This is a genomic window from Neorhizobium alkalisoli, assembly GCF_007829835.1.
In the GTDB taxonomy this organism is placed as follows: Bacteria; Pseudomonadota; Alphaproteobacteria; order Rhizobiales; family Rhizobiaceae; genus Neorhizobium.
This window is the reverse complement of record NZ_VIWP01000002.1, coordinates 152936-176800: the sequence shown is the minus strand read 5'-3', so window position 1 is coordinate 176800 and position 23865 is coordinate 152936. Positions and strand designations below refer to the sequence as shown.

The following is a 23865-nucleotide window of genomic DNA, read 5'->3' as shown; positions in this document are numbered from 1 at the left end:
ACACCAAACCCGGACGCCGGGTTCACCTCTTATGTTCACAGGAAGCATTCAATGGCAAAGAGCAAGTTTGAGCGCAATAAGCCGCACGTCAACATTGGCACGATCGGTCACGTCGACCACGGCAAGACGTCGCTGACGGCTGCGATCACGAAGTATTTCGGTGAATTCAAGGCGTATGACCAGATCGACGCTGCTCCGGAAGAAAAGGCCCGTGGTATCACCATCTCGACGGCGCACGTCGAATACGAGACCCCGAACCGCCACTACGCACACGTTGACTGCCCCGGCCACGCCGACTACGTCAAGAACATGATCACCGGCGCAGCCCAGATGGACGGCGCGATCCTGGTGTGCTCGGCTGCTGACGGCCCGATGCCGCAGACCCGCGAACACATCCTGCTCGCGCGCCAGGTTGGCGTTCCGGCGATCGTCGTGTTCCTCAACAAGGTCGACCAGGTTGACGACGAAGAGCTCCTCGAGCTCGTCGAACTGGAAGTTCGCGAACTTCTGTCGTCCTACGACTTCCCGGGCGATGACATTCCGATCGTCAAGGGTTCGGCTCTGGCCGCTCTCGAAGATTCGAACAAGACCATCGGCGAAGACGCTATCCGCAAGCTGATGGCCGAAGTCGACGCCTACATCCCGACGCCTGAGCGTCCGATCGACCAGCCGTTCCTGATGCCGATCGAAGACGTGTTCTCGATCTCGGGTCGTGGTACGGTCGTGACCGGTCGCGTCGAGCGCGGCATCGTCAAGGTTGGTGAAGAAGTCGAAATCGTCGGCATCCGCGCCACCTCGAAGACGACGGTTACCGGCGTTGAAATGTTCCGCAAGCTGCTCGACCAGGGTCAGGCCGGCGACAACATCGGCGCACTGGTTCGCGGTGTTAACCGTGACGGCGTCGAGCGTGGTCAGATCCTGTGCAAGCCGGGTTCGGTCAAGCCGCACAAGAAGTTCATGGCAGAAGCCTACATCCTGACGAAGGAAGAAGGCGGCCGTCATACGCCGTTCTTCACCAACTACCGTCCGCAGTTCTACTTCCGCACGACGGACGTGACGGGCATCGTCTCCCTGCCGGAAGGCACGGAAATGGTTATGCCTGGCGATAACGTCACGGTTGCCGTCGAACTGATCGTTCCGATCGCGATGGAAGAAAAGCTGCGCTTCGCTATCCGCGAAGGCGGCCGTACCGTCGGCGCCGGCATCGTCGCTTCCATCATCGAGTAATCGATAGAGCGACCAAGTTAGAAAGGGCCTCGCCGGAAACGGCGGGGCCTTTTTCGTTGGGGTGAATGGTGGCGCATCAGCGGGGAGGCGAGTGTGCGGATTATCGCAATCATGGCATTAGCCGTTGCTGCTGCGTTTCATCAGGCGCCGGCTGCCCATGCGGCATGCCCTGACCGTCCCGCTTGCCGTGGTTGCGGCTGCAAAGGTGGTCCGGGTTATCGCGGACCGGACGGAAAATGCGTGGGCTTCAAGGCCCTCTATAAAGTGTGCGGCAATCCGCCGGAGACGCGATGCGTCTTCGAAAACGCTCCCGGCACCGGCGCAAACCGTGAATGCGCGCTCGAACCTCCAAAGACGCCCAAGTCCAACGATTAGAGCGGCTGCAATATTATGATTGCCCGAGCTCTTCCGCATATCGGAACCGAGGCATCCCCTGCGGCTTGCGCAGCGCTATCGGCAGCCGTTCCTCTTCTTCCAGCAAACGCGCGGCAACATTCTCCGCACCGGCGGTGATCGCCGCCTCGCCGATAAAGCCGCCGCGCACCTGTGTCGTGGCCGCAAGCGCCCGGAGAAACGCGTCGAGAAGGTCCGGATCGGGTGTGATCGGGTAACGCCAGAAATCCGCCAGACTGTCCTGAAAGGTCAGGCCCGGCACATCATAGATCGCAGCGCCGAGCGCGATGACCGGGCGGCCGGCGATCAGCGCCGTCAGGCCGACCGTCGAATTGACCGTGACGACGCCTGCCGATTTGCGGATCAGCTCGTCCGTATTGCCGCCGTCGGCCAGAAAGACGCGGTCCGAAATGCCGTGGCGTGCGGCAGTTTCGGCGATCCGCTCCGGCCAGCGTGACAGACCGTTATCGATCGGGTGGACCTTGAACAGCAGTCGTGTTTCAGCCGGCGCATGTTTTGCGAAGGAGGCGATCGTCGCCTCGACCAGCCGGAACAGATTGCCGCCCGGCGCGTGGCGGATGATCTGGTAATCGCCCGGCAATTGCAGTGGGAACAGGAAAAACGGAATTTCCCGGCCCTTGTCCGTTGCAAGGCAGGCGTTGATCGCCTGTTCTGCCCGCGCGCGCCGCTTGCGCAGCGTCAACGCCTTCCACACCCAGCCGCTATATTCGATGACAGGATGAACGGGGCCGTGCTGCTTGTAATGCGGATGCACGAGCCAGCCGAAAAGGACGTTCGGAATATGGAAGGCGAGGTCGTAGAGCGCGTAAGTGAGGAAGCTCGACCGGTAGAGGCCGCCGGCCGGCACGGGAGGGGCCTGATCAGCGAGCGCCGCGATCTGATTCGCGTCCTGGGGAAAGCGCGAATGCGCAGACATTCCGTCTGGCTCGATCGTCAGCCAGTCCGGCCGCAGATAACCGTGTTCGAGAATATGCACGCGCAGGCCGCGTTCCATGCCGATCCGGGCGGCCGTCGCGTGCGGCGCGCGCCCATCACCCAACATGACGATGTCGGTGATATTGTGATCGGTAATGTAGCAATCCAGATACACTGCCCAATCTTTTTGCCGTCCGCGGAAGAGCGGGCTTTTCTTCGGCCACCAAAACACCACATCTCCGATGCACAAGCTCACCTTCAAAACGCTGGAGCCTTGCGTTTCAAGCACTTGCGCCAGCTTCTTCATGAAAGGAGAGGCCGGCCCCTGCAGGAACAGGAATCTGCGGCCGGTCATGATCCGCAACCTGTTGTGGAAAGTTTTGAATCGAATTGTGCCATTGACGGGAGGGCTGCCTTGATGAAAATACCCGCGTTGTTTATCGGCTTATACATAAATTGAAACTCGCATTCTAAGCGGGTCACTTGTCCTTATCGTGATTCAAGTAGCATTGGCTTCGGAATGACAAAAGTTTTGTTTCTGCAAGGTCCCCCTTCCGTGTTCTGGCGCGAGCTCGCCGATGCGTTCGAAGCGCAGGGGATCGGCACGAAGCGGGTCAACTTCTCGTTCGGTGACCAGCTCTACTGGCGCAAGCGCAATGCGATCAACTATCGCGGCACTTTGCGCGCCTGGCCGCGCTATCTGGCGGACCTGATTCGCCGCGAAGGCATTACCGACATTCTCTATTATGCCGACCGGCTTCCTTATCACCGCTTTGCCGCGCGCGTCGCAAAGCGGCTCGGCATCCAGTGTCATGCGGTGGAATTCGGTTATCTGCGGCCGGACTGGATCACGCTCGAGCGTAACGGCATGGGCCGTTTCTCGCATTTCCCGCATGATCCGGAACAGGTGCGCACGATTGCGGCCCAGGTCGCCGATCCGGATCTGCATGCCCGTTATGCCCATACATTCGGCCAGGAGGCGACCAACGAGGTCGTCTACAATCTGTTTGCCTATTTCGGCCGGCCGATGTTTCCGTTCTACAAGTCCGACAAATATTACGATCCGCTCTTCGACTATCTGTCCTGGCTACCGCGCATGTTCCGCGCCCGCCACGATATGCCGGCGGACTATTTCGAGGACAAGTCGCGAATCAATTACCTTCTCGCCCTGCAGCTCCAGAGCGATTACCAGATCCGCGCCAATTCGCCTTACCGGCACCTGTCGCAGATGCTGGAACAGGTTATCCAGTCCTTTTCGCGCCATGCGCCGGAAAATGCCCGTCTTCTCGTCAAGCAGCATCCGCTCGACAACGATCTGGAGCGCTGGGGCAAGGTGGTGATGGCGCTTGCCAAGCGTTACCACGTCGAAAACAAGATCCAGTTCATCGAGAAGGGCGATCTCGGCGCCATCCTGCGCAATGCGCATGGCACGATCGTCGTCAACTCGACCACGGCGCTGCACAGCCTGCGCGCCGGTCTGCCGACGATTGCGCTCGGCTCCGCCGTCTACGACATGCCAGGCCTGACCCATCAGGGCGGCATAGATACGTTCTGGCGCACGCCCGATCCGCTTGATTCGGAATTGCTGCGCGCCTTCATCAAGGCGATTGCCGGTACGATCCAGATCAAGGGCAATTTCTACAATCGCGAAGGCCGCAAGCTGGCTGTTGCCTCGATTGTCGAGCGCGTGCGTGGCCGGACCGTGAATGAACCCGGTGCCTTTGTCGAAAGCCCGCCGCGTCTGGCCTGGCAGCGTCTGCCGCTTGCCCAGGAAAGGCAGGAGAGGAAGGCGGCTTCGGGCGGTCTCCTGCCGAATGGCATAGATATCCCCGGCCGCGACATCCTTGGCAATGGTCCGGAACAGGCGCTTTCGGCCGTGGTCGTTGCGGATATTTCCGATCGTCTCGGCGGCAAGTTCCGCTAATGCCGTAACCGGCCCCGAACTTTACCGGGACCGGATAACTTAAGATTGGCAAACGTGAAAAACGCTCTTGCCAAGTCTGGCGCAGCACCTTAAAGGGAGCGCCTAGCCGGGTGGCTGAGTGGATCGGAAGCGATCCGATCGCTGCCTAAGGTGAAGGGGTATAGCTCAGTTGGTAGAGCGGCGGTCTCCAAAACCGCAGGTCGTCGGTTCAAGCCCGGCTGCCCCTGCCAGTTACACCGATAGCTCGACGCTTCAGATTGAAGCTGGCTCGACAGGGCCTTTCGGAGCATTCGGCGAAATTTCATCGAACGCTGTTTTTCCTCTTGTTTAAGAGGGAAGGGGTGTTTATGTAGGGTCAAAACAGACACGCGGTGCGTGGGGCTGAGTAAGTTCGGCTTTACGCGCCGTAATTGCGTGGATAATCGATGGCATCCAAAACCAATCCGGCAACGTTCTTCAAGCAGGTTCGTTCCGAAGCGTCCAAGATCACTTGGCCGTCGCGCCGCGAGACGGTGATCTCCACGGTCATGGTTGTCGTGATGGTCGTTGTCGCTGCGCTGTTTTTCTTCGCTGCCGACCAGTTTATGGGCTGGTTGCTACGTTTGATTCTGAACGTCAGCGTTTGATTCTGGAGAATGAAGATGGCGGCGCGCTGGTACATCGTCCACGCATATTCGAATTTTGAGAAGAAGGTTGCCGAGGACATCGAGAACAAGGCTCGCCAGAAGGGGCTTGAGCACCTGTTCGAGAAGATCCTCGTTCCGACCGAGAAGGTTGTGGAAGTGCGCCGTGGCCGCAAGGTCGATGCCGAGCGCAAGTTCTTCCCGGGTTACGTCATGGTGCGGGCAAACCTCACTGATGAAGCGTACCACCTGATCAAGAATACCCCGAAGGTTACGGGTTTCCTCGGTTCCGACAATAAGCCGGTTCCGATTCCGGACTTCGAAGCCGAGCGCATCCTGGGTCAGGTCCAAGAAGGTGTCGAGCGGCCGAAGTCCTCGATCTCCTTCGAGATCGGCGAGCAGGTTCGCGTCTCCGACGGTCCCTTCGCTTCGTTCAACGGCATCGTTCAGGATGTCGACGAGGAGCGCTCCCGTCTCAAGGTCGAAGTTTCGATCTTCGGTCGTGCGACCCCGGTCGAGCTGGAATACGCCCAGGTCGAAAAGGTCTGATGGGTTTTTAAAGAATGGGGCTCGCCGTTTTGCGGTGGGCCTCGTGCGGCGTTTGCCGCAGCCGCGTGGGAGGTCGGGCATCTTAGCCGGATGTCCTTGGATCGAACCACGCAACCGCAGCCGCTGGATTTATCCGGCATAACGGACCTTCTCGGTCCATCATGAAAGGCAGAGAGATATGGCTAAGAAAGTAGCAGGCCAGCTCAAGCTTCAGGTCAAGGCAGGATCGGCTAACCCGTCCCCGCCGATCGGCCCGGCGCTTGGTCAGCGCGGCATTAACATCATGGAATTCTGCAAGGCGTTCAACGCTGCCACGCAGGAAATGGAAAAGGGCATGCCGATCCCGGTCGTCATCACCTATTTCCAGGACAAGTCCTTCACCTTCGCAATGAAGCAGCCGCCGGTTTCGTACTGGCTGAAGAAGGAAGCGAAGATCACCTCGGGTTCCAAGACCCCGGGCAAGGGCGCTTCCGCCGGCAAGCTCACCAAGGCTCAGATCAAGACGATCGCTGAAGCCAAGATGAAGGATCTCAACGCGGCCGATCTCGAAGGCGCAATGGCCATGATCGAGGGCTCTGCCCGCGCCATGGGCCTGGAAGTGGTGGCGTAACATGGCAAAGCTTGCAAAGCGTATTCAGAAGATCCGCGAAGGCGTTGATCCCACGAAGCTGATCGCCCTCCCGGAAGCCATCTCGATGGTCAAGGAACGTGCGACCGCGAAGTTCGACGAAACCGTCGAAATCTCGATGAACCTCGGCGTCGACCCGCGCCACGCTGACCAGATGGTCCGCGGCGTGGTCAACCTGCCGAACGGCACCGGCCGTGACGTTCGCGTCGCCGTCTTCGCACGTGGCGCCAAGGCTGATGAAGCCAAGGCTGCTGGCGCTGACATCGTCGGCGCAGAAGACCTGGTCGAAATCGTTCAGGGCGGCAAGATCGACTTCGATCGTTGCATCGCAACCCCGGACATGATGCCGCTCGTCGGTCGCCTCGGTAAGGTTCTCGGCCCGCGTGGCATGATGCCGAACCCGAAGGTCGGTACGGTTACGATGGATGTCGCTGGTGCCGTTAAGGCTTCCAAGGGCGGCGCTGTCGAATTCCGCGTCGAAAAGGCCGGTATCGTTCACGCCGGCATCGGCAAGGCTTCCTTCGACGCCAAGGCGCTCGAAGAAAACATCAAGGCCTTCGCTGACGCGGTCATCAAGGCAAAGCCGGCTGGCGCCAAGGGTAACTACGTCAAGCGCGTAGCGATCTCCTCGACCATGGGTCCGGGCGTCAAGATCGACCCGTCGTCGGTCACGGCCTGATTGAATTGTCCGGCGCCCTAGGGTGCCTGACCGCATGAATTCCTGGTCCTTCGGGACCGGGAATTTCCGGAGAAATCCGGAATTCCTGTCCGAGATTGCGGGTGGCTGAAATCCTTCTGGATGATGCCTTAATCGAATGACCTGCATGAGACGGGTAAGAACGCAGAATTTGGAAGTGCGTCCTGCGCTTCGATTTTCGGTTCGAGCCTAGTGTGCCTTGTGCCTGGAACCTTGCGGTTTCAGTGCGGGGGGACAGGATCCTCAACCGCCACTTACGGTCTCTTTCGAGGCCGTATGAGGCAAAGGCAACCCGGTGGGACTTGCAGGATTGCGGTCCTACCAACTGGAGACAGACAGTGGAAAGAGCGGAAAAGCGCGAATTTGTCACGGAGCTGAACGAAGTCTTCAAGGCTTCTGGTTCGGTTGTCGTGGCCCACTATGCTGGTGTCACAGTCGCACAGATGAACGATTTTCGTTCGAAGATGCGCGCTGCTGGCGGCACCGTCAAAGTCGCGAAGAACCGTCTGGCCAAGATCGCTCTTCAGGGCACGGAATCGGAAGGGATGTCCGACCTCTTCAAGGGTCAGACGCTCATCGCTTACAGCGATGATCCCATTACGGCTCCGAAGATCGTCATGGATTTCGCCAAGACTAACGACAAGATCGTTGTTCTCGGTGGCGCCATGGGATCGACCACGCTCAACGCCGATGCAGTCAAGTCGCTTGCGACCCTGCCGTCGTTGGACGAACTGCGTGCAAAGCTGCTGGGCATGATTCAGACCCCGGCTACCCGCATCGCAGGCGTCGTACAGGCACCGGCAGCTCAGCTTGCTCGCGTGTTTGCAGCGTATGCCAAGAAGGACGAAGCCGCGTAAGGCGGAACTTCGCTGTTTATTTAAAACCAGTTCGAACCGAACAGAAGGAACTACAAAATGGCTGATCTCGCAAAGATCGTTGAAGACCTCTCGGCCCTGACCGTTCTGGAAGCTGCTGAGCTTTCCAAGATGCTCGAAGAAAAGTGGGGCGTTTCCGCTGCTGCTCCGGTAGCAGTTGCTGCTGCTGGTGGCGCTGCTGGCGCTGCTGCTCCGGCTGAAGAAGAAAAGACCGAGTTCGACGTTATCCTGGCTGACGCCGGCGCTAACAAGATCAACGTCATCAAGGAAGTCCGCGCCATCACCGGCCTGGGCCTCAAGGAAGCCAAGGACCTCGTCGAAGGCGCTCCGAAGGCTGTCAAGGAAGGCGTTTCGAAGGCTGAAGCTGCCGACCTCAAGAAGAAGCTTGAAGACGCCGGCGCTAAGGTCGACGTTAAGTAATACTGGAATGTGGTGGGGGAGAGACTATCTCTCTCCCATCCATTTCTCCGGAACTTATTACCCGGGGACCGTCGAAAAACGGTCCCCGGGTAATGGGTTCTCAAGAGGATGGTCCCGAATCGCACCGAACAGGCAATCCGGCCTGGCGCGTTCGAGAAGTGGGACGAGTTTGAGAATACCCATTTGTTGACGTGGGATCGACTGGCCAGCGAACCCCGTCCGTTGCAGGCCCGGATGCAATTTTGAAGGAGCGACGATGGCTCAGACCCTTTCGTTTAATGGTCGCAGGCGCGTACGCAAGTTTTTTGGAAAAATCCCCGAAGTCACGGAAATGCCGAACCTCATCGAGGTTCAGAAGGCTTCCTATGACCAGTTCCTGATGGTTGACGAACCGAAGGGCGGACGTCCGGACGAAGGTCTGAACGCCGTCTTTAAGTCTGTTTTCCCGATCAGCGATTTCTCCGGCGCGTCCATGCTGGAATTCGTGTCCTACGAGTTCGAACTGCCCAAGTTCGACGTCGAGGAATGCCGTCAGCGCGACCTGACCTATGCAGCTCCCTTGAAGGTGACGCTGCGTCTCATCGTGTTCGATATCGACGAGGATACGGGCGCGAAGTCGATCAAGGACATCAAGGAACAGTCCGTCTACATGGGCGACATGCCGCTCATGACCGACAACGGCACGTTCATCGTCAACGGCACCGAGCGCGTCATCGTCTCCCAGATGCACCGTTCGCCGGGCGTGTTCTTCGACCACGACAAGGGCAAGAGCCATTCTTCCGGCAAGCTGCTCTTCGCAGCTCGCGTCATCCCGTATCGCGGTTCCTGGCTCGACATCGAGTTCGACGCCAAGGACATCGTCTATGCGCGTATCGACCGTCGCCGCAAGATCCCCGTATCGTCGCTGCTGATGGCACTCGGCATGGATGGCGAAGACATCCTCTCGACCTTCTACACGAAGTCGACCTATGAGCGCGACGGCGAAGGCTGGCGGATTCCGTTCAACGCTGAGACGCTGAAGGGCGCCAAGGCTCTGTCCGACATGGTCGACGCCGATACCGGCGAAGTCGTTGTCGAATCGGGCAAGAAGCTCACCCCGCGTCTTCTGCGTCAGCTGACCGAGAAGGGCCTCAAGGCCATCAAGGCCACGAATGACGATCTGTACGGCAACTATCTTGCCGAAGACGTCGTCAACTACTCGACGGGTGAGATCTATCTCGAAGCCGGCGACGAAATCGACGAGAAGACCCTCAAGGTCATTCTCGACCACGGTTTCGACGAGATCCCGGTTCTCGGCATCGATCACATCAATGTCGGCGCCTATATCCGCAACACGCTCGCAGCAGACAAGAACGAGAACCGTCAGGACGCTCTGTTCGACATCTACCGCGTCATGCGTCCGGGTGAACCGCCGACAATGGATTCGGCCGAAGCCATGTTCAACTCGCTGTTCTTCGATGCGGAGCGTTACGACCTCTCCGCCGTTGGCCGCGTCAAGATGAACATGCGTCTCGACCTCGACGCTCCGGACACGATGCGCGTTCTGCGCAAGGACGACATCCTGGCCGTGGTCAAGATGCTGGTCGAACTGCGTGACGGCAAGGGCGAGATCGACGACATCGACAACCTCGGCAACCGTCGCGTTCGCTCCGTCGGCGAACTGATGGAAAACCAGTACCGTCTCGGCCTGCTCCGCATGGAGCGCGCGATCAAGGAACGCATGTCGTCGATCGAAATCGACACCGTCATGCCGCAGGATCTGATCAACGCCAAGCCGGCTGCTGCTGCTGTTCGTGAATTCTTCGGCTCCTCGCAGCTGTCGCAGTTCATGGACCAGGTGAACCCGCTTTCGGAAATCACCCACAAGCGCCGTCTCTCGGCACTTGGCCCGGGTGGTCTGACCCGCGAGCGCGCAGGCTTCGAAGTCCGCGACGTTCATCCGACCCATTACGGCCGTATTTGCCCGATCGAAACGCCGGAAGGCCCGAACATCGGTCTGATCAACTCGCTCGCCACCTTCGCCCGGGTCAACAAGTACGGCTTCATCGAAAGCCCGTACCGCCGGATCATCGACGGCAAGGTCACCAACGACGTGATCTACCTCTCCGCTATGGAAGAGGCCAAGTATTACGTCGCCCAGGCGAACTCCGAGCTGAACTCGGTCGGTGAATTCGTCGAAGAATTCGTCGTCTGCCGTCATGCCGGCGAAGTCATGCTGTCCCCGCGCGACACCATCAACCTGATGGACGTTTCGCCGAAGCAGCTGGTTTCGGTTGCAGCCGCTCTGATCCCGTTCCTGGAAAACGACGACGCCAACCGCGCTCTCATGGGCTCGAACATGCAGCGTCAGGCCGTTCCGCTCGTTCGCGCTGAAGCGCCGTTCGTCGGTACCGGCATGGAACCGGTCGTTGCCCGTGACTCCGGTGCAGCTATCGCTGCCCGTCGTGGCGGCGTGGTCGACCAGGTTGACGCGACGCGTATCGTTATTCGCGCCACGGAAGACCTCGATGCAGGCAAGTCCGGTGTTGATATCTACCGTCTGCAGAAGTTCCAGCGTTCGAACCAGAACACCTGCGTCAACCAGCGTCCGCTGGTCGCCGTCGGTGACATCCTGAACAAGGGCGACATCATCGCCGACGGCCCGTCCACGGACCTCGGTGACCTGGCGCTCGGCCGCAACGCGCTCGTCGCGTTCATGCCCTGGAACGGCTACAACTACGAAGATTCGATCCTGATGTCGGAACGCATCGTCGCTGACGACGTGTTCACCTCCATCCACATCGAAGAATTCGAAGTGATGGCCCGTGACACCAAGCTTGGTCCGGAAGAAATCACGCGCGACATTCCGAACGTTTCGGAAGAAGCGCTGAAGAACCTCGACGAAGCCGGTATCGTTTACATCGGTGCGGAAGTTGCTCCTGGCGACATTCTCGTCGGCAAGATCACCCCGAAGGGCGAAAGCCCGATGACGCCGGAAGAAAAGCTTCTGCGCGCCATCTTCGGTGAAAAGGCTTCGGACGTTCGCGACACCTCCATGCGCATGCCTCCGGGCACGTTCGGCACCATCGTCGAAGTTCGCGTCTTCAACCGCCACGGCGTTGAAAAGGACGAACGTGCGATGGCGATCGAGCGCGAGGAAATCGAACGCCTCGCCAAGGACCGCGACGACGAACAGGCGATCCTCGACCGTAACGTCTACGGCCGTCTGCTCGACATGCTGCGCAACCAGGTTTCGGTTGCCGGTCCGAAGGGCTTCAAGAAGGGCGTCACGCTCGCCAATGCGGTTGTTTCCGAATACCCGCGTTCGCAGTGGTGGATGTTCGCCGTCGAAGACGAAAAGGTCCAGGGCGAGATCGAAGCTCTGCGTGGTCAGTACGACGAATCCAAGTCGCGCCTTGAACAGCGCTTCATGGACAAGGTCGAAAAGGTCCAGCGCGGCGACGAAATGCCTCCGGGCGTCATGAAGATGGTCAAGGTCTTCGTCGCTGTGAAGCGCAAGATCCAGCCGGGCGACAAGATGGCCGGCCGTCACGGTAACAAGGGCGTTGTCTCGCGTATCGTGCCTGTCGAAGACATGCCGTTCCTGGAAGACGGTACGCATGTCGACATCTGCTTGAACCCGCTCGGCGTGCCTTCGCGCATGAACGTCGGCCAGATCCTCGAAACCCACCTTGCCTGGGCTTGCGCCGGCATGGGTAAGAAGATCGGCGAGATGCTCGACGAGTATCGCAAGACCATGGACATCAGCAACCTGAAGACGGTTCTGACGGACGTGTACGCCTCTGAAGCCAAGGATGAAGTCTCGTCATTCGATGACGACGCTCTCGTCAAGCTGGCCGAACAGTCCCGCAAGGGCGTCTCCATCGCAACGCCGGTCTTCGACGGTGCGCATGAACCGGACGTTGCTGCGATGCTGAAGAAGGCTGGTCTGCACGAAAGCGGTCAGTCGGTCCTCTATGACGGCCGTACTGGCGAGCCCTTCGACCGCAAGGTCACCGTCGGCTACATGTACATGATCAAGCTGAACCACCTCGTGGACGACAAGATCCACGCGCGTTCGATCGGTCCGTACTCGCTCGTCACCCAGCAGCCGCTCGGTGGTAAGGCGCAGTTCGGCGGCCAGCGCTTCGGGGAAATGGAAGTCTGGGCTCTGGAAGCCTACGGCGCCGCCTACACCCTGCAGGAAATGCTGACCGTGAAGTCGGACGACGTGGCAGGTCGTACCAAGGTCTACGAAGCGATCGTCCGTGGCGACGACACGTTCGAAGCGGGCATTCCGGAGAGCTTCAACGTTCTCGTCAAGGAAATGCGCTCGCTCGGTCTGTCGGTCGAGCTGGAGAATTCCAAGCTCGAAGTCCAGCCGGAAGACCAGCTGCCTGACGCAGCAGAGTAATGATTTGACAACGGTGTGCGTGAGAGATCGCGCACACCATTCCTTGGCTCCGCCGGGCAACCGGTCGGGTGAGGGGAGTTTCGCCTTAATTGGCGTCTATTGTCATTGAGGGTTGGTTCGGCAGCCCGGGAATTTGCCGATACCAAACCCGTTTGAGGGCTTTTGCCCCATAAGGAGACAGGCATGAACCAAGAGGTCATGAACCTTTTCAACCCGCAGGTGCCGGCACAGCACTTCGACTCGATCCGTATCTCGATCGCGTCGCCGGAGAAGATACTCTCCTGGTCCTACGGCGAAATCAAAAAGCCGGAGACCATCAACTACCGTACTTTCAAGCCTGAGCGCGACGGTCTGTTCTGCGCCCGCATCTTCGGGCCTATCAAGGACTACGAATGCCTGTGCGGCAAGTACAAGCGCATGAAGTACAAGGGCATCATCTGCGAAAAGTGCGGCGTCGAAGTCACGCTGTCGCGCGTTCGCCGCGAGCGCATGGGCCATATCGAGCTCGCCGCTCCGGTTGCCCATATCTGGTTCCTGAAGTCGCTTCCCTCGCGTATCTCAACCCTGCTCGACATGACGCTGAAGGATGTCGAACGCGTTCTCTATTTTGAGAACTACATCGTCACCGAACCGGGCCTGACGTCGCTGAAGGAAAATCAGCTTCTGTCGGAAGAAGAATACATGATCGCCATCGACGAGTTCGGTGAAGATCAGTTCACGGCCATGATCGGCGCGGAAGCCATCTACGAGATGCTTGCGTCGATGAACCTCGAAAAGATCGCTGGCGACCTGCGTGCCGAACTTGCTGAGACCACTTCGGATCTCAAGCAGAAGAAGCTGATGAAGCGCCTGAAGATCGTCGAGAACTTCATCGAATCCGGCAACCGCCCGGAATGGATGATCATGAAGGTCGTTCCGGTCATCCCGCCGGATCTGCGCCCGCTGGTTCCGCTCGATGGTGGCCGTTTCGCGACGTCCGACCTCAACGATCTGTACCGCCGCGTCATCAACCGTAACAACCGTCTGAAGCGCCTGATCGAACTGCGCGCTCCGGGCATCATCATCCGCAACGAAAAGCGCATGCTGCAGGAATCTGTGGACGCGCTGTTCGACAACGGCCGTCGTGGCCGCGTCATCACCGGCGCCAACAAGCGTCCGCTGAAGTCGCTGTCCGACATGCTCAAGGGCAAGCAGGGCCGCTTCCGCCAGAACCTTCTCGGCAAGCGCGTCGACTATTCCGGCCGTTCGGTCATCGTGACCGGTCCGGAACTGAAGCTGCACCAGTGCGGCCTGCCGAAGAAGATGGCGCTCGAACTGTTCAAGCCGTTCATCTACGCCCGCCTCGACGCCAAGGGTTATTCCTCGACCGTCAAGCAGGCCAAGAAGCTGGTTGAAAAGGAAAAGCCGGAAGTCTGGGATATCCTCGACGAGGTCATCCGCGAGCATCCGGTTCTCCTGAACCGCGCACCGACGCTGCACCGCCTGGGCATCCAGGCCTTCGAACCGACCCTGGTTGAAGGCAAGGCTATCCAGTTGCATCCGCTCGTCTGCACGGCCTTCAACGCCGACTTCGACGGTGACCAGATGGCCGTTCATGTGCCGCTGTCGCTCGAAGCCCAGCTCGAAGCCCGCGTGCTGATGATGTCGACGAACAACATCCTGCATCCGGCAAACGGTGCGCCGATCATCGTTCCTTCGCAGGACATGGTTCTCGGCCTGTACTATCTGTCGATCATGAACGAGCGCGAGCCGGGCGAAGGCATGGCCTTCTCCGACATGGGCGAACTTCACCATGCGCTGGAAAACAAGGTCGTCACCCTGCATGCCAAGATCCGCGGTCGCTTCAAGACCATGGATGCCGATGGCAAGCTGGTTTCGAAGATCTATGAAACCACGCCTGGCCGTATGATCATCGGCGAACTTCTGCCGAAGAACGTCAACGTGCCGTTCGAGACCTGCAACCAGGAAATGACCAAGAAGAACATCTCCAAGATGATCGACACGGTCTACCGTCATTGCGGTCAGAAGGACACGGTGATCTTCTGCGACCGCATCATGCAGCTCGGCTTCACCCATGCCTGCCGCGCCGGCATTTCGTTCGGCAAGGACGACATGATCATCCCGGATTCCAAGGTGAAGATCGTCGGTGACACCGAAGCTCTCGTCAAGGAATACGAGCAGCAGTACAATGACGGCCTGATCACTCAGGGCGAAAAGTACAACAAGGTCGTCGACGCCTGGGGCAAGGCAACCGAAAAGGTCGCCGAAGACATGATGGCTCGTATTAAGGCCGTCGAATTCGACGCGGAGACCGGTCGCCAGAAGCCGATGAACGCGATCTACATGATGTCCCACTCGGGTGCCCGTGGTTCTCCGAACCAGATGCGCCAGCTGGGCGGCATGCGCGGCCTGATGGCGAAGCCGTCGGGTGAAATCATCGAGACCCCGATCATCTCGAACTTCAAGGAAGGCCTGACCGTTAACGAGTACTTCAACTCGACCCACGGTGCCCGTAAGGGTCTGGCAGACACCGCCTTGAAGACCGCGAACTCCGGTTACCTGACCCGTCGTCTCGTCGACGTGGCACAGGATTGCATCGTCAACCTCGTGGATTGCGGCACGGAATCGGGCCTCACCATGACGGCGATCGTTGACGCCGGTCAGGTCGTTGCTTCCATCGGCGCTCGCGTCCTTGGTCGTACCGCTCTGGACGATATCGATCATCCGGTCACGGGTGCTCGCATCGTCGACGCTGGCAAGATGATCCTCGAGCCGGATGTCATCGAAATCGAAAAGGCTGGCATCCAGTCGATCCGCATTCGCTCCGCACTGACCTGCGAAGTTCAGACCGGCGTTTGCTCGGTCTGCTACGGCCGCGACCTTGCTCGTGGTACGCCGGTCAACATGGGCGAAGCCGTCGGCGTTATCGCAGCACAGTCGATCGGCGAGCCGGGCACCCAGCTCACCATGCGTACGTTCCACCTTGGTGGTACGGCAAACGTGGTCGACCAGTCGTTCCTGGAAGCATCGTACGAAGGTACGATCCTGCTCAAGAACCGCAACATGCTGCGCAACTCGGAAGGCGTTCTCGTCGCGATGGGCCGCAACATGGCGGTCACCATCCTTGACGAGCGTGGCGTCGAGCGTTCGTCGCAGCGCGTTGCCTACGGTTCGAAGCTGTTCGTCGATGACGGTGACAAGGTTCGTCGCGGTCAGCGTCTGGCAGAGTGGGACCCCTACACACGCCCGATGATGACGGAAGTCGCCGGTACGGTTCAGTTCGAAGACGTGGTCGACTCGATCTCCGTCTTGGAATCGACCGACGAGTCGACCGGTATCACCAAGCGTCAGGTTATCGACTGGCGTTCGACCCCGCGCGGTACGGATCTGAAGCCGGCAATCGTCATCAAGGACGCTTCCGGTGCGATCATGAAGCTGTCGCGTGGTGGCGAAGCCCGCTTCAACCTTTCGGTTGACGCCATTCTGTCGGTCGAGCCGGGTCAGAAGGTTTCCCAGGGTGACGTGCTTGCACGTGTGCCGATGGAAAGCGCCAAGACCAAGGACATCACCGGTGGTCTGCCGCGCGTCGCAGAACTGTTCGAAGCTCGTCGTCCGAAGGACCACGCCATCATCGCTGAGATCGATGGTACGATCCGCCTCGGCCGCGACTACAAGAACAAGCGTCGCGTCATGATCGAGCCTGCCGAAGACGGCGTCGAAGCAGTCGAATACCTGATCCCGAAGGGCAAGCCCTTCCACCTTCAGGAAGGCGACTACATCGAAAAGGGCGACTACATCCTCGACGGCAATCCTGCGCCGCACGACATTCTGGCGATCAAGGGCGTGGAAGCACTCGCTTCCTACCTCGTGAACGAAATCCAGGAAGTCTATCGTCTGCAGGGCGTTGTCATCAACGACAAGCACATCGAAGTGATTGTTCGTCAGATGCTGCAGAAGGTCGAGATCACCGATGCCGGCGACAGCCAGTACATCGTCGGTGACAATGTCGACCGGATCGAACTGGAAGATGCCAACGATCGTCTGGCCGAAGAGGGCAAGAAGCCCGCTTACGGCGAACCGGTCCTGCTCGGCATCACCAAGGCATCGCTGCAGACGCCGTCCTTCATCTCGGCCGCATCCTTCCAGGAAACCACCAAGGTTCTCACGGAAGCTGCGATCGCCGGCAAGATGGACACGCTGCAGGGTCTCAAGGAAAACGTCATCGTCGGCCGTCTCATCCCGGCCGGTACCGGCGGCACCATGACCCAGATCCGCCGCATCGCCACCTCGCGCGACGACCTCATCCTCGAGGAGCGCAAGAAGGGTACGGGTTCCGCTTCGGCAACCCCGATGCTGCAGAACATGAACCCGGAAAACACCCCGGCCGAATAATCGGCCGGATTTTCCGAAGGAATGAAAAAACCGCCCGGAGCGATCCGGGCGGTTTTTGCGTTCTTAAGCGTGGCCGTGGGCGTCGAATGATGCTCGGCGTGTCAATAATAACTAATTCTGGTCTCGTTCAATACGACCCGCAAAACGCGATAGACATAGATGAAGCTTGCGAGCCCCAAAGTTACAATGATCAGCAGGAACCAGAGAATGACGTGACCGATGGAGGATGCCAGATTGAACTGGCAATCCAGCCTGCCGATCGGGCGGCCTGCTGCGTCCAGAACCTCCGTCTTATTGAGCACCGCCCGATTGAGGTAATAGGGAAAGATCAAGAGCGCGAGGCCGAGCGTCACGATTGATAGGATGATCCAGATGATGATGCTTCCGATCGCTTCGGTGACCGAAAAATTGCACCTGAACTTTGCTGGCCTTGCGATTGAGTTGCCAGATAGTGCCTGAATACTGTTTTCCATGATTTCCCCCTGGAATTTAAAGCATATCGTGCTGTTCGTCTGCTTGATTTGGCTTTCTTGCGCGATGTAGCCGACTAGACCACGCAAGATCCGCCACCGCTTGTGCGTGTCCTTCCCCCGATTGGCCGGACACTTCGACGAAACCAGATTGATTATCAAAAGTCGAATGGAAGTAATAACAAAGCCGCCGGCATGACCGGCGGCTCGCTTGTCTCCGGCTGGAGACTTCTGCTCACATGCCGAGCGCGCTGCGCAGTTCAGCCTTGGCAGCGTCGAATTCGGTCTTGTAGTCGTCATGCTGCATGATCGTCTGGGCGATCGAGATGCCGGAGATACGGCCGGCCTCGATGTCGCTCGGATAGTGGATGCCGCCGATTACGCGGTTCCAGCCGAATTCCCAGGCGCGTGCCATGATCGCATCGCGCTTTTCCGGCAGCATGTTGGCAAGCACGACGCCCATCAGCGTGCCAACCGTCGTGTGGCCGGACGGATAGGAGCCGGATTTCGACAGCGGCACGGCCGGTTTGACCAGATCGGGGTAGAGAAGGTGAGGGCGGGTCCGCTTCCAGACATCCTTGGCCGGATCGACGACGGCCGCTTCTGTTTCGACGACGCGGTCGAAGAAGGCGGAGAATTTCGGCAGATTTTCCTTGGCGAACTTCGGATTGTCGACGACTTCGGCAAAACGGAAGATCGTCTCTTCCGCATCGGCCTTGGCGCGAGCTTCCATCTCGGGCGTGCGGGTCACCTGAATGGTGAGGATCTGGCCGATCTCCTGCTTGGTCTTGGCAGAATCGTTCGCCGGCGGCGGCGGCAGCAGGTTGACGAGATTGACTTCCTTCGCGTCGGTGAAGGGAGCGGCCTTCTCTTCGGCAAGGACGGGAGAGGCAAAGGCGATCGCTGCGGCCAGGCCGAGGGAGACGAACGTGGACAGGTTGCGCATGAAAACTCCTCTTGAGGCAAAAATGCGGGAGGAGATTTAGGAGCGTATTGTTCTGGATACGTGACAGTCAGCCCGCGCGGCTGATTAACTTTTGTCCATGATTCAGAGGACGGCATGCGAAGCGCGGCAGGCCGCGAAAGGCCGCGGCAGGGATGCCGCGGCGCCGATTGGTGCGGGAAGGGTCTATTCGAAGCGGATGATCGCGACTTCGCCTTCGAGTGCGCCCTGATAGGCCGATGCATGCGGCTCTTCCGGCGGCTCGTCGGTCAGGACACCGATCTGGTCGAGGTCCGCTTCGATAAAACCTTCTTCGGAAAGCGCGTTCAAGGCTTCGCGCACGGCCGAATCGTCGTCGGGTGCACGCAGCATGATATGCAGCTCGACGCCTTCGCCGCCCTTGTTCTCGTAGCCCTTGCCGATGATGATGAAGATCATCGGTCCGTCGAGCCGGTTGTCATTGTCTGGCGAGCTGATCATCTGATTCTCCATGCCGAAAGGTCGATCCCCTTTCTGGCCCCTGTCCCGAGTGCCGAAAATGGGCGTATTGAACGCATCCATAGTGCCATCCGCGCCGATTCCCAAATAGAATTGGATGGACCGCCATATTCATGCCGGAACGGTTAAGGGCAGGGGGTCCCATGGCGGCCGTTTCCCCCTTGAAACCGGGCGTTTCAGCCATTAATTTCGGGCCGGGCCTTGACGCGCAGGGGCTAAGACAGTAAACGCCCCGCATCGGAAGCGATGTGAGGCTTGCCCGTCCAGTACGTCTAGTTCTGGATTCTGCCTCAAACAAGGTTCCAAACGCACGTTGACGACACGAATGCTGCACGCATGACGCATCTTGAATGCGTCCTCTGCCTTATTGTGGTCCATCCGTTGAGGATCGGGCCACGTTTCGTGCATGAGGAAATGTGTGTAGCGCCGCCGGAAACGGCATGAGATTGCCCGCAAGGGTACAGAAAAACGTAAGGGATGGTTGTATGCCTACCGTAAACCAGCTGATCCGCAAGCCTCGCCAGGCGAACGTAAAGCGCAATAAGGTTCCTGCCCTGCAGGAAAACCCGCAGAAGCGTGGTGTTTGCACCCGCGTCTACACCACGACCCCGAAGAAGCCGAACTCGGCTCTGCGTAAGGTTGCCAAGATCCGTCTGACCAATGGCTTCGAAGTCATCGGCTACATTCCGGGTGAAGGCCACAACCTGCAGGAACACTCTGTCGTCATGATCCGTGGCGGCCGCGTCAAGGACTTGCCGGGCGTTCGTTACCACATCATCCGCGGCGTTCTCGATACCCAGGGTGTCAAGAACCGTAAGCAGCGCCGTTCGAAGTACGGTGCAAAGCGTCCGAAGTAATTCGGAACTTTAAGATCCCGGCGCTGCGCGAGGTCCTCCGCGTGGTTGAGCGCCTTAACGTTTAGAGACGAGAAGAAGTATGTCCAGACGCCATAGTGCAGAGAAGCGTGAGATCAACCCGGACCCGAAGTTCGGCGATCTGATCGTCACCAAGTTCATGAATGCCATCATGCTCCACGGCAAGAAGTCCGTAGCTGAAAGCATTGTTTACGGCGCGTTCGACGTCGTGCAGGGCAAGGCCAAGGCCGATCCGCTCGGTATCTTCCATTCGGCGCTCGACAATGTCGCGCCGCATGTTGAAGTCCGTTCGCGCCGCGTTGGTGGTGCAACCTATCAGGTCCCGGTTGACGTTCGTCCGGAGCGCCGTCAGGCTCTCGCCATCCGCTGGGTTATCGCTGCTGCCCGCAAGCGTAACGAAACGACCATGATCGATCGCCTGTCCGGCGAGCTCATGGATGCTGCAAACAACCGTGGTTCTGCCGTCAAGAAGCGTGAAGACACGCACAAGATGGCTGACGCGAACCGCGCATTCTCGCACTACCGTTGGTAATTTCCATCCGATCGAAATTCGAAAGGCAGTCCTATGGCTCGCGAGTATAAAATCGAAGACTACCGAAATTTCGGTATCATGGCGCATATCGACGCCGGCAAGACCACGACCACCGAGCGTATTCTTTATTACACCGGTAAGTCGCACAAGATCGGCGAAGTTCATGATGGCGCAGCCACGATGGACTGGATGGAGCAGGAGCAGGAGCGTGGCATCACGATCACCTCTGCTGCGACCACGACCTTCTGGACCGGCCGTGATGGCAAGAAGCGTCGCTTCAACATCATCGACACCCCCGGCCACGTCGACTTCACCATTGAAGTCGAACGTTCGCTGCGCGTTCTCGACGGTGCGATCGCTCTTCTCGATGCCAACGCCGGCGTAGAGCCGCAGACGGAAACCGTCTGGCGTCAGGCTGAGAAGTACAACGTTCCGCGTATGATCTTCTGCAACAAGATGGACAAGACCGGTGCGGACTTCTACCGCTCGGTTGAGATGATCAAGACCCGTCTCGGCGCCACCGCAGTTGTCATGCAGCTCCCGATCGGTGCAGAAACCGAATTCAAGGGCGTTGTCGACCTGATCGAGATGAACGCTCTCGTATGGCGTGACGAGTCCCTCGGCGCTGCCTGGGACGTAGTCGAGATCCCGGACGACCTGAAGGAAAAGGCTGCCGAATATCGCGAAAAGCTGATCGAGACCGTTGTCGAGATCGACGAAGAAGCGATGGAAGCTTACCTGAACGGCGACATGCCGGACAACGACAAGATCCGCGCCCTGGTTCGCCGCGGCACGATCGACGTCAAGTTCCACCCGATGTTCTGCGGCACTGCCTTCAAGAACAAGGGCGTTCAGCCGCTGCTCGACGCCGTTGTCGAATACCTGCCGTCGCCGCTCGACATTCCGGCGATCAAGGGCATCGACTTCAAGACCGAAGCCGAAATCGAACGTCACGCTGACGACAACGAGCCGCTCTCGATGCTCGCGTTCAAGATCATGAACGACCCCTTCGTCGGTTCGCTGACCTTCGCTCGCATCTACTCGGGCAAGCTCGAAAAGGGCTCGTCCGTCATGAACACGGTCAAGGACAAGCGCGAGCGCGTCGGCCGTATGCTTCAGATGCACTCGAACTCCCGTGAAGACATCGAAGAAGCCTTTGCAGGCGACATCGTTGCTCTCGCCGGCCTCAAGGAAACCACCACGGGTGACACGCTCTGCGATCCCCTGAAGCCGGTTATCCTCGAGCGCATGGAATTCCCGGAGCCGGTCATCCAGATCGCGATCGAGCCGAAGTCCAAGGGCGACCAGGAAAAGATGGGCCTCGCGCTCAACCGCCTGGCTGCTGAAGACCCGTCGTTCCGCGTCAAGACCGACCAGGAATCCGGCCAGACCATCATTGCCGGCATGGGCGAACTTCACCTCGACATCATCGTCGACCGTATGCGTCGCGAGTTCAAGGTCGAAGCAAACGTCGGTGCTCCGCAGGTTGCTTACCGCGAGACGATCACCCGTCAGACGGAAAAGGACTACACCCACAAGAAGCAGTCGGGTGGTACTGGTCAGTTCGCACGCGTCAAGATCATCTTCGAACCGAACCCGGATGGCGAAGATTTCAAGTTCGAATCCAAGATCGTCGGTGGTGCTGTTCCGAAGGAATACATCCCGGGCGTTCAGAAGGGTATCGAAAGCGTTCTGTCTTCCGGTCCGCTGGCAGGCTTCCCGATGCTGGGCGTCAAGGCGACCCTCATCGACGGCGCTTTCCACGACGTCGACTCGTCGGTCCTGGCCTTCGAAATCGCTTCCCGTGCATGCTTCCGTGAAGCTGCCCGCGAAGCCGGTGCCCAGCTCCTCGAGCCGATGATGAAGGTCGAAGTGGTAACGCCGGAAGATTACGTCGGCGACGTCATCGGTGACCTGAACTCCCGTCGTGGTCAGATCCAGGGTCAGGAAAGCCGCGGTATCGCCGTGGTCATCGCTGCCCACGTTCCGCTCGCGAACATGTTCAAGTACGTCGACAACCTGCGCTCCATGTCGCAGGGCCGCGCTCAGTACTCGATGGTGTTCGATCACTACGCACCGGTCCCGTCGAACGTCGCGACCGAAATCCAGGCAAAGTACTCCGGTCAGAAGTGACCGGAGCTACCCATCCCTAGGCATTGAAGAATTTCCCCCTTTGGTGGGGACAAGAATGGAGAGCCTCCAATGGCAAAGAGCAAGTTTGAGCGCAATAAGCCGCACGTCAACATTGGCACGATCGGTCACGTCGACCACGGCAAGACGTCGCTGACGGCTGCGATCACGAAGTATTTCGGTGAATTCAAGGCGTATGACCAGATCGACGCTGCTCCGGAAGAAAAGGCCCGTGGTATCACCATCTCGACGGCGCACGTCGAATACGAGACCCCGAACCGCCACTACGCACACGTTGACTGCCCCGGCCACGCCGACTACGTCAAGAACATGATCACCGGCGCAGCCCAGATGGACGGCGCGATCCTGGTGTGCTCGGCTGCTGACGGCCCGATGCCGCAGACCCGCGAACACATCCTGCTCGCGCGCCAGGTTGGCGTTCCGGCGATCGTCGTGTTCCTCAACAAGGTCGACCAGGTTGACGACGAAGAGCTCCTCGAGCTCGTCGAACTGGAAGTTCGCGAACTTCTGTCGTCCTACGACTTCCCGGGCGATGACATTCCGATCGTCAAGGGTTCGGCTCTGGCCGCTCTCGAAGATTCGAACAAGACCATCGGCGAAGACGCTATCCGCAAGCTGATGGCCGAAGTCGACGCCTACATCCCGACGCCTGAGCGTCCGATCGACCAGCCGTTCCTGATGCCGATCGAAGACGTGTTCTCGATCTCGGGTCGTGGTACGGTCGTGACCGGTCGCGTCGAGCGCGGCATCGTCAAGGTTGGTGAAGAAGTCGAAATCGTCGGCATCCGCGCCACCTCGAAGACGACGGTTACCGGCGTTGAAATGTTCCGCAAGCTGCTCGACCAGGGTCAGGCCGGCGACAACATCGGCGCACTGGTTCGCGGTGTTAACCGTGACGGCGTCGAGCGTGGTCAGATCCTGTGCAAGCCGGGTTCGGTCAAGCCGCACAAGAAGTTCATGGCAGAAGCCTACATCCTGACGAAGGAAGAAGGCGGCCGTCATACGCCGTTCTTCACCAACTACCGTCCGCAGTTCTACTTCCGCACGACGGACGTGACGGGCATCGTCTCCCTGCCGGAAGGCACGGAAATGGTTATGCCTGGCGATAACGTCACGGTTGCCGTCGAACTGATCGTTCCGATCGCGATGGAAGAAAAGCTGCGCTTCGCTATCCGCGAAGGCGGCCGTACCGTCGGCGCCGGCATCGTCGCTTCCATCATCGAGTAATCGATAACACTCGGCGCAAACCAGGTTTGCGCCGAGTGCATGAATTTCTTTAAGCAAGTTGCCGATGGTGACTTGCTTATGACACAGAAATGTAGCAAATGGCGCGCAAGCG

Annotated in this window: 18 protein-coding genes and 1 tRNA gene; 15 read left to right on the top strand and 4 right to left on the bottom strand. The window is 59.0% G+C overall.

Annotated features, from left to right (window positions below; translation table 11 throughout):
- Positions 1-51 precede the first annotated feature (51 nt).
- Positions 52-1227 carry an elongation factor Tu gene (tuf, locus tag FHW37_RS06665; protein ID WP_145634200.1) on the top strand — a complete coding sequence of 392 codons (1176 nt, stop codon included), beginning with the start codon at positions 52-54 and terminating at the stop codon, positions 1225-1227.
- Between the two features lie 388 nt (positions 1228-1615).
- Here the strand turns inward: tuf (FHW37_RS06665) and FHW37_RS06655 are convergent, their stop codons facing one another.
- Positions 1616-2911, bottom strand: coding sequence for a capsule biosynthesis protein (locus FHW37_RS06655; RefSeq protein ID WP_145634229.1), 1296 nt, complete (start codon positions 2909-2911; stop codon positions 1616-1618).
- A 201-nt stretch (positions 2912-3112) separates the two neighbouring features.
- Between FHW37_RS06655 and FHW37_RS06650 the strand changes: the two genes are divergently transcribed.
- From FHW37_RS06650 to rpoC, 10 genes are all read left to right on the top strand, one after another.
- The gene (locus FHW37_RS06650) at positions 3113-4480 is read left to right on the top strand and encodes a capsule biosynthesis protein (RefSeq protein WP_246690694.1); all 1368 of its coding nucleotides are present in this window, start codon (positions 3113-3115) and stop codon (positions 4478-4480) included.
- A 154-nt stretch (positions 4481-4634) separates the two neighbouring features.
- A tRNA-Trp gene (locus tag FHW37_RS06645) sits at positions 4635-4710 on the top strand.
- Between the two features lie 195 nt (positions 4711-4905).
- A complete protein-coding gene (gene secE / locus FHW37_RS06640) occupies positions 4906-5106 on the top strand; it encodes a preprotein translocase subunit SecE (RefSeq protein WP_145634224.1) in 201 nt (66 codons plus the stop codon).
- Positions 5107-5121: 15 nt separating this feature from the next.
- Positions 5122-5652: a transcription termination/antitermination protein NusG gene (gene nusG, locus FHW37_RS06635; protein WP_145634220.1), complete on the top strand. Its 531-nt coding sequence runs from the start codon at positions 5122-5124 to the stop codon at positions 5650-5652.
- A gap of 178 nt (positions 5653-5830) precedes the next feature.
- Positions 5831-6262: a 50S ribosomal protein L11 gene (rplK, locus tag FHW37_RS06630; RefSeq protein ID WP_145634218.1), complete on the top strand. Its 432-nt coding sequence runs from the start codon at positions 5831-5833 to the stop codon at positions 6260-6262.
- 1 nt (position 6263) lies between these two features.
- On the top strand, positions 6264-6959 hold the full coding sequence (gene rplA / locus FHW37_RS06625; protein WP_145634216.1) for a 50S ribosomal protein L1: 696 nt from the start codon (positions 6264-6266) through the stop codon (positions 6957-6959).
- 356 nt (positions 6960-7315) lie between these two features.
- A complete protein-coding gene (gene rplJ, locus FHW37_RS06620) occupies positions 7316-7834 on the top strand; it encodes a 50S ribosomal protein L10 (RefSeq protein ID WP_145634214.1) in 519 nt (172 codons plus the stop codon).
- A gap of 57 nt (positions 7835-7891) precedes the next feature.
- Complete coding sequence (gene rplL / locus FHW37_RS06615) at positions 7892-8272, top strand: 50S ribosomal protein L7/L12 (protein ID WP_145634213.1); 381 nt, start codon at positions 7892-7894, stop codon at positions 8270-8272.
- A 256-nt stretch (positions 8273-8528) separates the two neighbouring features.
- Positions 8529-12665, top strand: coding sequence for a DNA-directed RNA polymerase subunit beta (gene rpoB, locus FHW37_RS06610; RefSeq protein ID WP_145634211.1), 4137 nt, complete (start codon positions 8529-8531; stop codon positions 12663-12665).
- A 183-nt stretch (positions 12666-12848) separates the two neighbouring features.
- The gene (gene rpoC / locus FHW37_RS06605) at positions 12849-17057 is read left to right on the top strand and encodes a DNA-directed RNA polymerase subunit beta' (RefSeq protein ID WP_145634208.1); all 4209 of its coding nucleotides are present in this window, start codon (positions 12849-12851) and stop codon (positions 17055-17057) included.
- 101 nt (positions 17058-17158) lie between these two features.
- Here rpoC and FHW37_RS06600 read toward each other — a convergent pair whose 3' ends face one another.
- From FHW37_RS06600 to FHW37_RS06590, 3 genes are all read right to left on the bottom strand, one after another.
- On the bottom strand, positions 17159-17530 hold the full coding sequence (locus FHW37_RS06600; RefSeq protein ID WP_210249275.1) for a DUF6693 family protein: 372 nt from the start codon (positions 17528-17530) through the stop codon (positions 17159-17161).
- A 232-nt stretch (positions 17531-17762) separates the two neighbouring features.
- Positions 17763-18473, bottom strand: coding sequence for an acid phosphatase (locus FHW37_RS06595; RefSeq protein ID WP_145634207.1), 711 nt, complete (start codon positions 18471-18473; stop codon positions 17763-17765).
- 183 nt (positions 18474-18656) lie between these two features.
- On the bottom strand, positions 18657-18950 hold the full coding sequence (locus tag FHW37_RS06590; protein WP_145634205.1) for a transcriptional regulator: 294 nt from the start codon (positions 18948-18950) through the stop codon (positions 18657-18659).
- Between the two features lie 503 nt (positions 18951-19453).
- Here FHW37_RS06590 and rpsL point away from each other — a divergent pair.
- From rpsL to tuf (FHW37_RS06570), 4 genes are all read left to right on the top strand, one after another.
- Positions 19454-19825: a 30S ribosomal protein S12 gene (rpsL, locus tag FHW37_RS06585; protein WP_003547537.1), complete on the top strand. Its 372-nt coding sequence runs from the start codon at positions 19454-19456 to the stop codon at positions 19823-19825.
- Positions 19826-19904: 79 nt separating this feature from the next.
- On the top strand, positions 19905-20375 hold the full coding sequence (gene rpsG, locus FHW37_RS06580) for a 30S ribosomal protein S7 (RefSeq protein ID WP_145634204.1): 471 nt from the start codon (positions 19905-19907) through the stop codon (positions 20373-20375).
- Between the two features lie 33 nt (positions 20376-20408).
- On the top strand, positions 20409-22508 hold the full coding sequence (gene fusA, locus FHW37_RS06575; protein ID WP_145634202.1) for an elongation factor G: 2100 nt from the start codon (positions 20409-20411) through the stop codon (positions 22506-22508).
- Between the two features lie 69 nt (positions 22509-22577).
- Positions 22578-23753: an elongation factor Tu gene (gene tuf, locus FHW37_RS06570; protein WP_145634200.1), complete on the top strand. Its 1176-nt coding sequence runs from the start codon at positions 22578-22580 to the stop codon at positions 23751-23753.
- The last annotated feature ends 112 nt before the right edge of the window (positions 23754-23865 follow it).

Coding starts and splice junctions, on each gene's coding strand:
- tuf (WP_145634200.1), top strand. CDS start 52: ATGGCAAAGAGCAAGTTTGAGCGCAATAAGCCGCACGTCAACATTGGC.
- FHW37_RS06655 (WP_145634229.1), bottom strand. CDS start 2,911: ATGACCGGCCGCAGATTCCTGTTCCTGCAGGGGCCGGCCTCTCCTTTC.
- secE (WP_145634224.1), top strand. CDS start 4,906: ATGGCATCCAAAACCAATCCGGCAACGTTCTTCAAGCAGGTTCGTTCC.
- nusG (WP_145634220.1), top strand. CDS start 5,122: ATGGCGGCGCGCTGGTACATCGTCCACGCATATTCGAATTTTGAGAAG.
- rplK (WP_145634218.1), top strand. CDS start 5,831: ATGGCTAAGAAAGTAGCAGGCCAGCTCAAGCTTCAGGTCAAGGCAGGA.
- rplA (WP_145634216.1), top strand. CDS start 6,264: ATGGCAAAGCTTGCAAAGCGTATTCAGAAGATCCGCGAAGGCGTTGAT.
- rplL (WP_145634213.1), top strand. CDS start 7,892: ATGGCTGATCTCGCAAAGATCGTTGAAGACCTCTCGGCCCTGACCGTT.
- rpoB (WP_145634211.1), top strand. CDS start 8,529: ATGGCTCAGACCCTTTCGTTTAATGGTCGCAGGCGCGTACGCAAGTTT.
- rpoC (WP_145634208.1), top strand. CDS start 12,849: ATGAACCAAGAGGTCATGAACCTTTTCAACCCGCAGGTGCCGGCACAG.
- FHW37_RS06600 (WP_210249275.1), bottom strand. CDS start 17,530: ATGGAAAACAGTATTCAGGCACTATCTGGCAACTCAATCGCAAGGCCA.
- FHW37_RS06595 (WP_145634207.1), bottom strand. CDS start 18,473: ATGCGCAACCTGTCCACGTTCGTCTCCCTCGGCCTGGCCGCAGCGATC.
- FHW37_RS06590 (WP_145634205.1), bottom strand. CDS start 18,950: ATGATCAGCTCGCCAGACAATGACAACCGGCTCGACGGACCGATGATC.
- rpsL (WP_003547537.1), top strand. CDS start 19,454: ATGCCTACCGTAAACCAGCTGATCCGCAAGCCTCGCCAGGCGAACGTA.
- rpsG (WP_145634204.1), top strand. CDS start 19,905: ATGTCCAGACGCCATAGTGCAGAGAAGCGTGAGATCAACCCGGACCCG.
- fusA (WP_145634202.1), top strand. CDS start 20,409: ATGGCTCGCGAGTATAAAATCGAAGACTACCGAAATTTCGGTATCATG.
- tuf (WP_145634200.1), top strand. CDS start 22,578: ATGGCAAAGAGCAAGTTTGAGCGCAATAAGCCGCACGTCAACATTGGC.